We start from the raw sequence: 12,637 nt of genomic DNA on the forward strand, positions 1-12,637 counted from the left end.
GCCCGTGAATAAACTGACCCATCAACAGCTGGCCGAACGCATTGCCCGGGACATCCCCGAGGGGGCCTACGTCAACCTTGGCATCGGCCTGCCGACCCGGATTGCCAACTATCTCCCCGCCGATCGCGAGATCTTCCTGCACAGCGAAAACGGCATTCTCGGTATGGGGCCAGCGCCGGAACCGGGCTGTGAAGATCCGGAGCTGATTAACGCCGGAAAACAGCCGGTGACGCTGCTGGCGGGCGGCTGCTATTTCCATCACGGCGACTCGTTCACCATGATGCGCGGCGGCCACCTGGATATCTGCGTGCTGGGGGCTTATCAGGTCTCCGAGCGCGGCGATCTGGCGAACTGGAGCACCGGCGAGCCCGCTTCGATTCCCGCTGTCGGCGGGGCGATGGACCTGGCGATTGGCGCGAAGCGCGTCTATGTGATGACCGAACATCTGACCCGCCAGGGCGACTGCAAAATCGTCAAAGCCTGCACCTATCCGCTGACCGGCATGGCCTGCATCGACCGGATCTACACCGACATGGCGGTGATGGACATCACAGCCGAAGGCATTGTGGTGCGCGAGCTGTTCGGCGACGTGACGGCGGAATATCTCCAGTCCGTCACCCCGGTGGCGCTGACTTTTGCCCTTAACGCCGAAACCGAGGAGGCGTGAATGGATCTCGAATATCGCCTCGACGGCCCGGAAGCGGCCCCGCTGCTGGTGCTCTCCAACTCGCTCGGCACCACCTGGGAGATGTGGCAGGGACAGATGACCGACTTTACCCGCCATTTTCGCGTGCTGCGCTACAACACGCGCGGGCATGGCCGCTCCCCGGTTTCGGCTGGGGGAATCACTCTCGACTCGCTGGGGCAGGACGTGATTGCCCTGCTCGATCATCTGGATATTGAACGCGCCTTTTTCTGCGGCATCTCGCTGGGCGGCATGACCGGGATGTGGCTCAACCGCCACGCCCCGTCGCGTTTTGATCGCATCGTGGTGGCAAACACCGCGGCAAAAATCGGCGAAGCGAAAGGCTGGCTGCAGCGCGCCGCAACGGTGCGTCAGCAGGGGATGGCCCCGGTCGCCAGCACCGCGGCGGCGCGCTGGTTCACTCCGGCATATCGCCAAAGCAATCCCGGGATGGTGAAGCTGCTGGTTGACGGTCTGGCCGACACCCCAGCCGAAGGTTACGCCGCCTGCTGCGAAGCGCTGGCAACGGCGGATCTCCGCGATGAGGTGGCTGCCATGCTGCGCCCAATGCTGGCTATCGCAGGGGAGGAAGATCCGGTCACCACCGTGTCGGACGCCAAGTGGATCGCGGCTCAGGCGAAGCAGACAGAGTATGTGGCGTTACCCGCCTCGCACCTGTCGAACGTCGCCTGCCCGGAAGCCTTTAATCAGCAGGTGCTGGCCTTTTTAACCCGCAGGAGCATGACATGACCCTCACTATAGAATCCCTGGCCTGCTGGCTGGTGGATATCCCGACCATCCGCCCGCACAAGCTGTCGATGGCGACCATGGGTTGCCAGACGCTCACCATCGTCCGGATGCAATGCGCAAACGGCATTATCGGCTGGGGCGAAGCCACCACCATCGGCGGCATGAGCTACGGCCCGGAAAGCCCGGAGGCGATCAAATCCGCCATTGAAACCTATCTCGCCCCGCTGCTGTGCGGACAGTCGTTTACTGGCGTGGCGGCGCTGGCCGACAAGATGAACGCCAGCGTGAAGGGCAACACCTTTGCCAAATCCGCCCTCGAAACCGCGTTCCTCGATGCCCAGGGCAAGGCGCTGGGGCTGCCGGTGAGTTCACTCCTGGGCGGGGCGTTGACTCAGCGCCTGCCGGTACTCTGGACCCTGGCGAGCGGCGACACGCAGAAAGACATTGAAGAGGGCAAACGCCTGCTGGCGGAAGGCCGTCACAACACCTTCAAGCTGAAAATCGGCGCTCGCAGGCTGGAGGAGGACGTTCGTCACGCCCTGGCGATCAAGGCCGCGCTGGGCGACGAGGTGAGCGTGCGGGTGGATGTCAACCAGGCCTGGGATCTGATCACCGCCATTAAAGGGATGACGCAACTACAGGCGGGCGGGATCGACCTGGTGGAACAGCCGATCCCGCTGTGGGATCGGCAAGGGCTTATCGCCCTCAGCCAGCGCTTTGCGGTGCCGATCCTCGCCGACGAAGCGGTGGCGACCAGCCACGACGGCTACGCCCTGGCGAGCGGCGGCTTTACCGGGGCGTATGCCCTGAAGATCGCCAAAGCGGGCGGCCCGGCGCAGGCCCTGAAGCTGGCGCATGTGGCCCAGGCGGCGGGCGTGGCGCTGTACGGCGGCACCATGCTGGAAGGGACGCTCGGCACCGTCGCCTCGCTGCACGCCTGGTCGACGGTGAAGATGCAGTGGGGCACCGAGATGTTCGGCCCGCTGTTGCTGAAGGATGACATCGTGGTACGACCGCTGGAATTCAGCCAGGGAGAGGTGACGTTACCGCAGGGGCCGGGGTTAGGCGTTGAAATCGATGAAGACAAGCTGCGCCATTACACACGTCAATAAAAGGAAAACGCGATGCTTTTTAAAGTGGAAATGACCGTCAACATCCCGTCGTCGCTGCCTGCGGCAGAAGTTGAAGCGATCAAGGCGAAAGAGAAAGCCTACTCCCAACGCTTACAGCGCGAAGGCAAGTGGCCGCACATCTGGCGCGTGGTCGGGCAGTACGCCAACGTCAGCATTTTTGACGTGGCGGACAACCAGGAGCTGCACGACATCCTGACCGCGCTGCCGCTCTACCCGTGGATGGAGATCAGCGTGCAGCCTCTGTGTACGCATCCCTCATCCATTCATCACTCGCAATAACAACAAACGTACCCTACAAAGAGGAATATGCAATGTCTGTGAATCCTGCGCATCAAACCGAACTGGAATCCTTACTCGCGATCAGCAGCGGCTTAAATTCCACCGGCGGTAACGATCGTTTAAAGAACATCATGCACCAGCTGCTGAGCGACCTGTGCAAGACTATCAAGCAGTTCGACGTCACGGATGAAGAGTTCTGGATTGCGGTGAACTACCTTAACGAGCTGGGCGGACGCCAGGAAGCGGCGCTGCTGGCGGCGGGACTGGGTCTGGAGCACTATCTGGATATGCGTGCCGACGAGAAGGAAGCCGCATCCGGCAATGACGTGGGCACTCCGCGCACCATTGAAGGGCCGCTATATGTCGCCAACGCCCCGCTGAGCGAAGGCTTTGCCCGTATGGACGACGGGAAAGAGCAGGGCGAAGTCATGTGGTTGCAGGGCCAGGTGACCGATCTGAACGGTAAGCTGGTGGCGGGCGCGATTGTGGATATCTGGCATGCCAACACCCTCGGCGGCTATTCGTTCTTCGACCAGTCCCAGAGCGAATACAACCTGCGCCGCCGCGTGCGCACCGGGGAAGATGGCCGCTACGCCGTGCGCAGCATCGTGCCGTGCGGCTACGGCTGCCCACCGGATGGCCCGACCCAGAAGCTGCTGACTGCGCTTGGCCGCCACGGCAACCGCCCGGCCCACGTGCACTTCTTTGTATCCGCGCCGGGGTACAAGCACCTGACCACCCAGATCAACCTCAACGGGGATGAGTATCTCTGGGATGATTTTGCCTTCGCGACCCGCGCGGAGCTGATTGCGGACCCGGTGAAGGTGACGGACGCGGCTGTGGCGCAGGCGCGCGATCTCGCAGGGGAGCATACGGAGGTGAACTTTAGCTTTACGCTGGTGGAAGCGGCGGAGAGTGGGGAAGAGGAGAGAGGAAAGCGGGCGCGGGTGATGGAGTAGGTTCGAAAGGTTAGAGGGCCGGGCCGCACTAAGCGGGCCCGGTTTCTGTATATGTTCAGGGAAAAGACTTGCGCTCTTCCTGAGATATACAGTGCACAAGGTCAGGGCATCGCGAGACGATCGTTCATCTCTTCAAATAACGCTATCAAGTGATCTGCAACGACTCTGACTCGCCGGGAGTGTGCCAGATCTGAGTGCATAACTAACCATAATGTCTGATCCACACCAATATCTGAATTAACGCAGTGCAGCGCGTTTTCCCTCGCCATAAAGTGCGGCAAAATCCCAAGCCCCAGACCCGCTGAAACGGCCGATAATTGTGCTGCCAGCGTATTCGCTTCTACCCGACAGGGCCTGCCCCGCAGCATCCGTGTTATCCACCGCGCAGCGGGCAGGTGCTGATGAGATTCCGACCAGCCAATATACTGCCCATGACTGAGCAGTAACTCAGTGGCCTTACCTTGCCATTTTTTTAAGTATGTCCGGTCGGCGTAAAGCCCGAATCCCACGGTGCCAAGCCGCTTCAGCGTCAGATTTCCGCTGTCAGGTTTAACCATACGTATCGCTAAATCGGCATCCCTGCGATGCAGATTGACCGACGACACGCCGCTGAGTACTTCAACCCGCAGATCGGGGTAGCTATCCAGCAACCCTGTCAGCGAAGGAAGAATAAAATGCGTGGCCAGGTTGTCGGATGTTGCCAGCCGAACAAGCCCGGCGACGTTAACCTGTAATTTTGCAGACTCCCTGAAGGCAAGCCCTGCACTTTCAAGCGCCTCCGCCCGCTCCAGAAGCGCCTCCCCGTCATCCGTTAACCGATAGCCGCTCTGATGTCTGCTGAATAGCGGTACTGCCAGCGAGCTTTCAAGCCGATCCAGTCTTCTTGAGAGCGTGGCAATACCCATATTCATGGCCTCCGCTGCGCCACTCAGCGTCCCCGCGCGGGCAATGGCCAGAAATACCCGCGTATCGTCCCAGTTAAAATCAGCTTTCATATTTTCCGATTATGGAAAACGGCTCTCCGTTTTCAGCTCTGTTTTATCACTTATCGCAGGATGATACTGCAATCCTCACAAGGAGATAAACATGCAAAAACGTAATCTGACTTCCTCCCTCACGGTCTCTGCGCTTGGTCTGGGTTGTATGGGTATGAGCGAGTTCTACGGGCCACGTGACGACGAGGCATCCTTGGCAGTACTGGATAAGGCACTGGATTTGGGGATGAATTTTCTCGACACGTCTGATACCTACGGCCCCTGGCATAACGAGGAATTACTGGGAAAATTCATTAAAACACGTCAGCCCGCCCTGAAGCTGGCAACAAAATTTGGCATTGTGCGACAGCCCGGCGAATACAAAAGAGAGCTCTGCAACAGACCTGACTACGCGCGCAAAAGCTGCGAAGCGTCGCTTAAACGCCTTGGGGTGGAGCATATTGATCTCTACTACGTGCACCGTATTGACAGCAAAACCGCGATTGAAGAGACGATGGCCGGGCTGGCGGAGCTGGTTAAGGAGGGGAAAATTGGCCACATCGGATTATGTGAGGTCAGTGCTGAGACGCTCCGGCGCGCTCACGCGGTTCATCCTGTCGCGGCGGTTCAGACAGAGTATTCCCTCTGGAGTCGTGAGGCCGAGGCCAGTGTCATTCCACTGTGTAAAACGCTTGGGATAGGATTTGTGGCCTATTCGCCCCTTGGACGAGGCTTTCTGACGGGCAGATTTCAGCATGAGCCGGTACCTCAGAATGGCGATTTTCGCAGTACGCTTCCTCGCTTCCAGGCAGAGAACCTGGCAAAAAATCACTCCCTGGTGGAGGTGATAACAGCCCTTGCCGTCAGTAAAGGCTGCACACCCTCACAGATTGCGCTGGCCTGGTTACTTGCGCAGGGAGACAACATTGTGCCCATCCCGGGCACCTGCAATCTCCACCATCTTAGCGAAAACGCCGCAGCGCTTGATCTCCAGCTCAGCGGTGACGAGCTGTACGCGTTGCGGATCGCGCTATCCACTCTCCCGGTTGCCGGAGAACGCTACACGCCAGAAGGGATGAAAGGTGTAGGAGCCTGATTCTGTCCCTCCCCGCACCGCTTCAAATATTTCCCCGCTTTCTTTGAAGAGTATTTATGAGATGAACGATACCGTATTACAGGTAAATCCGGTGCCAGCGCGCACCTGGTTAGCAGTTGCTGCGCTCGGGATCAGCGCGTTTTCGATTGTCACCAGTGAACTTGCACCAGTAGGGATGCTCAGCGCGCTGGCGGAGGATTTTAATCAGCCTGAATCCGGGGCGGGGCTTGCGGTGACGGCTTATGGCTGGGTTGCCGCACTGGCCGCCTTGTTGTCCGGCGCGATGCCGTCACGCATATCGCGTAAGGCTCTGCTCGTAGGACTGATGCTATTTCTGGCGCTCTCTTGCCTGGCCGTGACCCAGGTTCACACGATGAGTCTGTTTATGACGGCACGTATGGCGGGGGCGCTGGCCCACGGTGTTTTCTGGGCGTTGATCGGCGCAGTGGCTGTACAGCTTGTTCCGCAAGAGAGGCTTGGTCTGGCTACCTCCGTGATATTTGGCGGCGTTTCGGCGGCCAGCGTGATGGGCGTACCATTGGCCAGTTTTGTTGCAAACATGACCGGTTGGCGCCATGCATTTACGGTAATTTCCGTGCTGTCATTGGCTGCCGCCTCTCTCTTATTCTGGACGCTCCCGACAATAAAGGCGCCCCAACCACTGAGGCTGGATGTGTATCATGGGCTGGTTAAAAATCCGGTACTTCTCACTCTCTATGGCGCGACTGCCTCTATTATTTCGGCGCACTTTGCGGCATTCACCTATCTTGAGCCTCTGCTGACCCAAACCCGGAATGTCCCGATGGCTTCCGTTTCTGGACTGTTACTGATTTCAGGCCTCTCCGGACTGCTGGGGAATGTTGTTGCCGGTAAACTTATCGATCGACACATTAAATTGCTGATTTTGATCGCTTTGCTCCTCAGTGCAGGTGCGTTGGGGATGCTTGGTATGAAGAGTGTTGCCGCACCTTCGCTCTGGCTTACAGGCATGCTCCTGGCCATCTGGGGCGCCGCTATGGCAATTGTGTTCGTTGGGTTGCAGACCTGGCTGCTCCGTTGCGCGAAAGAGGCCGCCCAGCCTGCATCAGCCATCTATGTTGCCATTTTCAATGCAGCCATCGGTACGGGGGCACTTGCCGGTGGGCAGGTATCGGCAAGGGTTGGTCTTCAGGAGATGGTGTTACTGGCTGCGGTTGTTATCCTGGGCAGCATAGCACTGGTTGTAATGTTAAAAAGTTCAGAAAGAGAACCTTCATTCTGAAGCCGCGTTATCGGGTTTGAACCCAAGGAGAGACGCGTCAGAGGACGCGTCGATAATCTGAAGTAAAGGTGCGCATAGAATAGAATTCACCTGCGCAATCTCCTTTATGGTCAGGGCTTGGGCAAAGTGGCAGTGTAAAAAATCTATTGCCTGAGAGATATCGGCCCGCAAAAAGAGTTGATGCGAGCCTTTCACGGTGCGCTCGCCGTAATGCACCAACCGGTGCGGGCTTCACCGGGAGCAATAATCATCACCGAGCTGCGGCAGCAATGCCGTTTTGTCGTGCCACCTTCGCGTCTCCCACAACCTGAAGAAATTTCACGGCTAAGCGGGATTTTACTATAGCGTTTGCTGTTGATTCTTAAGATAGTTATTGAGCTAAGTAATATAAGGGAAGAAACGATGTTGACGAAGATAAATACCGGACACCCCGCGTCCGCCACGGACGAATTTCGGGCCGGTATTGCTGCCTGTCTCCCCACCATTGCAGGCTACTGGAGCATTGGCTTTGCGGCGGGGGCGATCGGCACACTCTCCGGGTTTACCACCGGGCAAATCGCGCTGTTGGCGAGCGCCCTCTACGCCGGTTCGGCGCAGTTCCTGTTTTACTCACTCTGGGCCGCAGGGGCGGAAATGGCCTCCGTGGTGCTAAGCGTGTTGCTGGTCAACCTGCGCTACCTGCTGATGAGCTCCTCCATGAGCGTTTTTTTTCGTGACTACACCACCCTGCAGAAAGTGGTGAGCGGGCTGTTGCTGACGGACGAAACCTTTGGCGTGGCGGTTCAGCGCGCCAGCCCGCAGGGCAAAATCAGCTACCCCTGGATGCTGGGGCTGAATATTACCGCCTGGCTGAACTGGATCATCGCCTGTGTGGCCGGAGCATGGCTGGCAACCACGCTGCCCGCCTCGCTGATGGAGGGGCTGGGCTTTAGCCTGGTGTCGATGTTTATCGGCCTGATCCTGATGATGTGGTTTGCCAGCCGCAGGAAGATCCTCGAAACCATCAATATTGTCGTCGCGGTGGCGATCACACTGCTGACTGCCGGGAGTAGCTCGCTCAGTCTGGTGGTCATTTTGGCTGCATCCCTGGCCGCCACGCTGGCGACGCTGCTGTTACGCGCCCGGAAAGGAAAATAAGATGGAAAGAAATATTCTGCTGGCGATCCTCGCCTCGGCGCTCGTCACCGCCCTGATGCGCACCGTGCCGGTCTTGCTGTTATCCCGCTTTCGGCTGCCGGAGATGTTGCTGCAGTGGCTGAGCTTTATCCCCACCGCCATCATGGCCGCCCTGGTTGCCGCCGAACTGATGAGTAAACCCGCAATGACCGATTCGGGGATCAGCATCTCGCTGCTGGCGGCGGCGTTTGCCACTCTGGTGGGCATTCTTACCCGCGGATTATTTGCCACGGTGATCGCGGGAGTGGTGGCGTTTTGCGCGGCGGGATACTTTTTAGGCGCTTAATCTGCAAAAATAAGGCCCGATTGTTGGGCCTGTTGTTGGAAGCTACGCTCAGATGTCGGGTTATTCTCGCCCAGATGATGCATTTAGTTTTTTGCGAAGCAGGGTGGCAGAAGATCGTTTTTTAACTGCAGCCAGTTCGGCTTTAAGATCGTGAATATATGCCTCTGCACTGATGCCGTGAGTTTGCAACTCCGCAGATGCTAATGCCTGAAATACTCTCTTTTCCCTGTCACCAAGGGCAAGAAGCGCGGAATGTTCATGCTTATTGCAATACGACATAGCAGGCTCTCCCTTCTGTAACTCTCTTGTAGGCATGGAAATCTCCCTATATCAGCGGTCGCGGCGTTCTTTTTGGCAACTCTGTGTGCGGATTGTAGCGCGGTACATTTTTTAACCCAAGCAGAACGTCATAGATCTCTTCCAGAGAAGTGCGGCGCCCCTTATCCACCACGCCTCCAGAAGCCGCCTGAAAAACAAATCCCCCGATGTGAAGTTTCTCTGCGTGAGCGATTAGGGCCAGGGAAACTGATTACAAAACAACAGCGCTGCCTAATCCTTTGAATTTAATATGACGAAAATCAGCCAAGCCCCCCATACCGTCGAAAGTATCAAAACAGACTTCTGCCGTTCCATTGATCGGGAATGGAATGGCTGACGGCATTTCATATCCGATCCGAGTAAATGTCGCTTCAACTAACAGACTGCCCACAATCACGGTATATACCTCGTGACCAGCAACAAAGACGTAGCTGTGATGAACCCGATGATCGTAGACGAATCTTTTTCTCCTCATACCATAATCGTCAAGAAAAACCTCTTCTTCTATACGCGCTTATTGCTCCCTGCATACAACGCCTGATAGTTCCCTGGCACAATGGCAAATGTGCCGCAATGCGGTCACTTTATGACCGTGATTGAAGTATGAAAACCCACAATCGGGTATTACATGGATTTACTTTTGGCTTTGCGAGACCTCTTCCAGAAAGGCCTGCCGGGCACTTTCGCTTGCCCGGCCTACACATTGCGCCGGCTGGTGATACAGTGAATAGAGGCAATCACTGAACAGGGAATATGCATATGTACGAACACCCGCTTCGCAATATCATTAAGGCGTGTGACAGGGCTATCTCAGCCAAAGATTTCGACTCGCTGATGGAGCACTACGCCGACGACGCCGCGCTGGTGATTAAGCCCGGTATGATCGTTAAAGGTAAAGACAATATCCGCAGCGCCTTTATTTCCATCTCTGATTATTTTCAGGATCAGCTCGTCGTGAAGCAGGGCGATATCCAGATCATTGAAGGCGGAGGCGATGCGCTGGTGATCATGGAATCCCAGCTTTTTTACCCGGATGACCAGGGCGTTACAACAGAGATAACCCGGCGTGCAACCTATGTATTCCGTCTGGAAAATGACCGCTGGCTGTGCACCATCGACAATTCCTACGGAACGTCAGTGTTAGATGCTGAACCCACCTGACCTTTTTATTTGCTGACCGGCGTCAAATTGAACAGAGAGAGCATCACCGATCCGGGCAACACACTGGATCGGTGACGGCGCGAGAAGAGATTAGAGGGCGCGGATCTCTTTTGAGCGCAGACTCAGGCGGACGGGCACCGATTTGTACGACGGCGTACCGCTCTCTTTATCGAGATAATCCAGCGGAACCAGCACGTTTGCTTCCGGGTAGTAGCCAGCAACCGTGCCAGGGGCAATGCTGTAAGCCACCACGGTGATGTCGTCCAGACGCTGGTGTGAGCCGGGCAGGGCGGTATGAATATCTACCCGATCGCCATGCTCCAGCCCCAACTGCTGCATATCCTCTTCGTTCATGAACAGCACGTCGCGCCGACCGAACACCCCGCGATAGCGGTCATCCATGGCATAGATGGTAGTGTTGTACTGGTCGTGACTACGCAATGTAACCAGACGCAGCACGCGCTCGCCTTCGCCCGGGCTGTTCTCACTCACGCCCTCAAACAGCGAAAACATCGCCTTGCCGCTGGCAGTGGGCCAGACGCGCTCCGTGGGCGGCAGCGGCATACGGAATCCGCCCGGCACCCGGATGCGGGCGTTGAATTTCTCAAAGCCCGGCAGCGTCTGTTCGATACAGTCGCGAATGCGGTCGTAATCCTCCACCAGGCCCAGCCAGTCGGTTTTGCTGTGGGGCAGGGTGGCGTGGGCGATCCCGGCGACAATGGCGGGCTCCGAGCGTAGCCAGGGAGAGGCCGGTTTGAGCTTGCCGCGGGAGGCATGCACCATCGACATCGAGTCTTCCACGGTGATCGACTGCTGGCCGCTCTGCTGCATATCCAGTTCGGTGCGCCCCAGGCAGGGGAGAAGATATGTCTCTTTCCCAACCAGCAGATGGGTGCGGTTCAGCTTGGTGGCGACATGTACGCTGAGATCGAGACGTTTCAGCGCCGCAAACGCCCTGTCGTGATCGGGCATCGCCACCGCAAAATTTCCCCCGAGGCAGAGGAGCGCTTTGGCCTCGCCGTTGATCATCGCCTGCGCCGCCTGTACCGCATCGTGGCCGTGGGTGGCTGGTGGGGTAAAGCCGAACACCGTGCCCAGCCGGTCCAGAAAGGCCGCGGTCGGTTTTTCGGTGATCCCCACGGTGCGGTTGCCCTGCACGTTGGAGTGGCCGCGTAACGGACAGATGCCCGCGCCGGGTTTGCCAAAATTGCCGCGCAGCAGCAGGAGATCGGCGATCAAACGCACATTGGCGGTACCCTTGTTGTGCTGGGTGATTCCCATCCCGTAGGTGATGATGGTGGCGCTGGACTTAGCGTAGAGGCGCGCCACGTTCTCCAGATCGGCGCGCTTCAGGCCAGACTCGCGCTCGATGGCCTCCCATTTCGTGGCGGCGATATCGGCGGCAAAGTCGGCAAACCCCTGCGTGTGGGTGGTGATAAAGTCGTGATCCAGCGCATCCAGAACCAGCAGATGTTTTGCGATACCTTTTAACGCCGCGGCATCGCCCCCGGCTTTCACCTGATAGTACGTCGAGGCGATATTGGTGGCGCTGTATGTCGCCATCTCTTTGACATTTTGCGGATCGGCGAAGCGCTCCAGCGCCGTTTCGCGCAGCGGGTTAAAAACGATAATCGGTACGCCCCGGCGGGAGAGCTCGTGCAGGGTGCCCATCATCCGTGGATGGTTGGTGCCCGGGTTATGGCCGATGGAGATCACCAGCTCAGTATGGTCGAAATCTTCCAGCGACACGGTGCCTTTGCCAATCCCGATGGAGCGGGGCAGGCCGACGCTGGTGGCCTGGTGGCACATGTTAGAGCAGTCGGGAAAATTATTGGTGCCCAACTGACGGGCAAACAGCTGATACAGGAACGCGGCTTCGTTTGACGCGCGCCCGGAGGTGTAAAACTCCACCTCATCAGGGGCCAGCCCGCGCAGCACTTCGCCGATACGGGCAAAGGCTTCGTCCCACGCCACCGGGCGAAAGGTGTCGCTCTGTGGATCGTATTTCATGGGATGGGTCAGGCGTCCATAGCCTTCCAGCTCAAAATCGCTTTTTGACCACAGGGTACTGACGGTGTGCTCAGCGAAAAATTCCGGGGTGACACGCTTTGTGGTCGCTTCCCAGGTCACCGCCTTGGCGCCGTTCTCGCAAAACTGAAAGGTGGATTTGTGTTCTTTGTCGGGCCAGGCGCAGCCCGGGCAGTCGAAGCCATCGGGCTGGTTGGTGCGCAGCAGCGTGGCGGGGGCGTCGAAGGTGTCCATCTGCGTACGCACGGCAATCGCCGTGGCTTTTAAGGCGCCCCAGCCGCCCGCAGGACCGGCGTAATGGCGAATGCCGGGTACCGCTCGTCTGTTGTTGCTCATCTGCACTCCTGTTTTAAGCGGGTATTTATGATGGCGATGCCTGATTTGACTGTCGATCGAAACCCATCTCAATCACATATAGTTTTCATCTTAATTACAAATTATTCACAGTTCAGTTCACAAATCCATCATCAGATGCGTGTGGGTGGATGTCAATGGTTGTATATACATGTTCTGTCATATGGCGTTGCATGG

The 12,637-nt window shown here is 57.6% G+C and carries 14 protein-coding genes; 10 read left to right on the forward strand and 4 right to left on the reverse strand.

Annotation, left to right across the window (positions count from 1 at the left end):
* Positions 1 to 4 precede the first annotated feature (4 nt).
* The 5 genes from DVA44_RS09680 to catA are packed head-to-tail and all read left to right on the forward strand — an operon-like array spanning position 5 to position 3,806.
* Positions 5 to 667, forward strand: a complete 663-nt coding sequence (locus DVA44_RS09680) for a 3-oxoacid CoA-transferase subunit B (RefSeq protein ID WP_114386481.1) — start codon at positions 5 to 7, stop codon at positions 665 to 667.
* Entirely contained in the window at positions 668 to 1,435 is a 768-nt protein-coding gene (gene pcaD, locus DVA44_RS09685; protein ID WP_114386483.1) for a 3-oxoadipate enol-lactonase, read from the forward strand.
* The gene (locus DVA44_RS09690; RefSeq protein ID WP_114314684.1) at positions 1,432 to 2,547 is read left to right on the forward strand and encodes a muconate/chloromuconate family cycloisomerase; all 1,116 of its coding nucleotides are present in this window, start codon (positions 1,432 to 1,434) and stop codon (positions 2,545 to 2,547) included. The genes pcaD and DVA44_RS09690 overlap by 4 nt, the downstream gene beginning before the upstream one ends.
* 12 nt (positions 2,548 to 2,559) lie before the next feature.
* Entirely contained in the window at positions 2,560 to 2,847 is a 288-nt protein-coding gene (gene catC / locus DVA44_RS09695) for a muconolactone Delta-isomerase (RefSeq protein ID WP_103179973.1), read from the forward strand.
* Positions 2,848 to 2,879: 32 nt separating this feature from the next.
* Positions 2,880 to 3,806: a catechol 1,2-dioxygenase gene (catA, locus tag DVA44_RS09700; RefSeq protein WP_114386485.1), complete on the forward strand. Its 927-nt coding sequence runs from the start codon at positions 2,880 to 2,882 to the stop codon at positions 3,804 to 3,806.
* A gap of 101 nt (positions 3,807 to 3,907) precedes the next feature.
* Here catA and DVA44_RS09705 read toward each other — a convergent pair whose 3' ends face one another.
* Complete coding sequence (locus tag DVA44_RS09705; RefSeq protein WP_114386487.1) at positions 3,908 to 4,801, reverse strand: LysR family transcriptional regulator; 894 nt, start codon at positions 4,799 to 4,801, stop codon at positions 3,908 to 3,910.
* A 91-nt stretch (positions 4,802 to 4,892) separates the two neighbouring features.
* On the opposite strand from DVA44_RS09705, the gene DVA44_RS09710 reads away from it, so the two are divergent.
* The 4 genes from DVA44_RS09710 (at position 4,893) to DVA44_RS09730 (ending at position 8,599) form a co-directional block, all read left to right on the forward strand.
* Positions 4,893 to 5,876, forward strand: coding sequence for an aldo/keto reductase (locus tag DVA44_RS09710; protein ID WP_114314687.1), 984 nt, complete (start codon positions 4,893 to 4,895; stop codon positions 5,874 to 5,876).
* A gap of 61 nt (positions 5,877 to 5,937) precedes the next feature.
* The gene (locus DVA44_RS09715) at positions 5,938 to 7,137 is read left to right on the forward strand and encodes an MFS transporter (RefSeq protein WP_114386489.1); all 1,200 of its coding nucleotides are present in this window, start codon (positions 5,938 to 5,940) and stop codon (positions 7,135 to 7,137) included.
* A gap of 402 nt (positions 7,138 to 7,539) precedes the next feature.
* On the forward strand, positions 7,540 to 8,274 hold the full coding sequence (locus DVA44_RS09725; protein ID WP_114386491.1) for an AzlC family ABC transporter permease: 735 nt from the start codon (positions 7,540 to 7,542) through the stop codon (positions 8,272 to 8,274).
* A 1-nt stretch (position 8,275) separates the two neighbouring features.
* Complete coding sequence (locus DVA44_RS09730; protein WP_114386493.1) at positions 8,276 to 8,599, forward strand: AzlD domain-containing protein; 324 nt, start codon at positions 8,276 to 8,278, stop codon at positions 8,597 to 8,599.
* A 60-nt stretch (positions 8,600 to 8,659) separates the two neighbouring features.
* On the opposite strand, the gene DVA44_RS25520 is transcribed toward DVA44_RS09730, so the two are convergent.
* Both DVA44_RS25520 and DVA44_RS25975 read right to left on the reverse strand, forming a co-directional pair.
* Positions 8,660 to 8,914, reverse strand: coding sequence for a hypothetical protein (locus DVA44_RS25520; protein ID WP_168194469.1), 255 nt, complete (start codon positions 8,912 to 8,914; stop codon positions 8,660 to 8,662).
* Between the two features lie 214 nt (positions 8,915 to 9,128).
* Positions 9,129 to 9,314 (reverse strand): hypothetical protein, encoded by a 186-nt coding sequence (locus DVA44_RS25975; RefSeq protein ID WP_246843618.1) that lies wholly within the window; start codon positions 9,312 to 9,314, stop codon positions 9,129 to 9,131.
* A 362-nt stretch (positions 9,315 to 9,676) separates the two neighbouring features.
* On the opposite strand from DVA44_RS25975, the gene DVA44_RS09740 reads away from it, so the two are divergent.
* Complete coding sequence (locus DVA44_RS09740; RefSeq protein ID WP_103822301.1) at positions 9,677 to 10,078, forward strand: SgcJ/EcaC family oxidoreductase; 402 nt, start codon at positions 9,677 to 9,679, stop codon at positions 10,076 to 10,078.
* A gap of 90 nt (positions 10,079 to 10,168) precedes the next feature.
* Here DVA44_RS09740 and DVA44_RS09745 read toward each other — a convergent pair whose 3' ends face one another.
* Positions 10,169 to 12,442, reverse strand: a complete 2,274-nt coding sequence (locus DVA44_RS09745) for an FdhF/YdeP family oxidoreductase (RefSeq protein ID WP_114386495.1) — start codon at positions 12,440 to 12,442, stop codon at positions 10,169 to 10,171.
* Positions 12,443 to 12,637: the final 195 nt, after the last annotated feature.

This window comes from Leclercia sp. W17 (assembly GCF_003336325.1).
In the GTDB taxonomy this organism is placed as follows: domain Bacteria; phylum Pseudomonadota; class Gammaproteobacteria; order Enterobacterales; family Enterobacteriaceae; genus Enterobacter.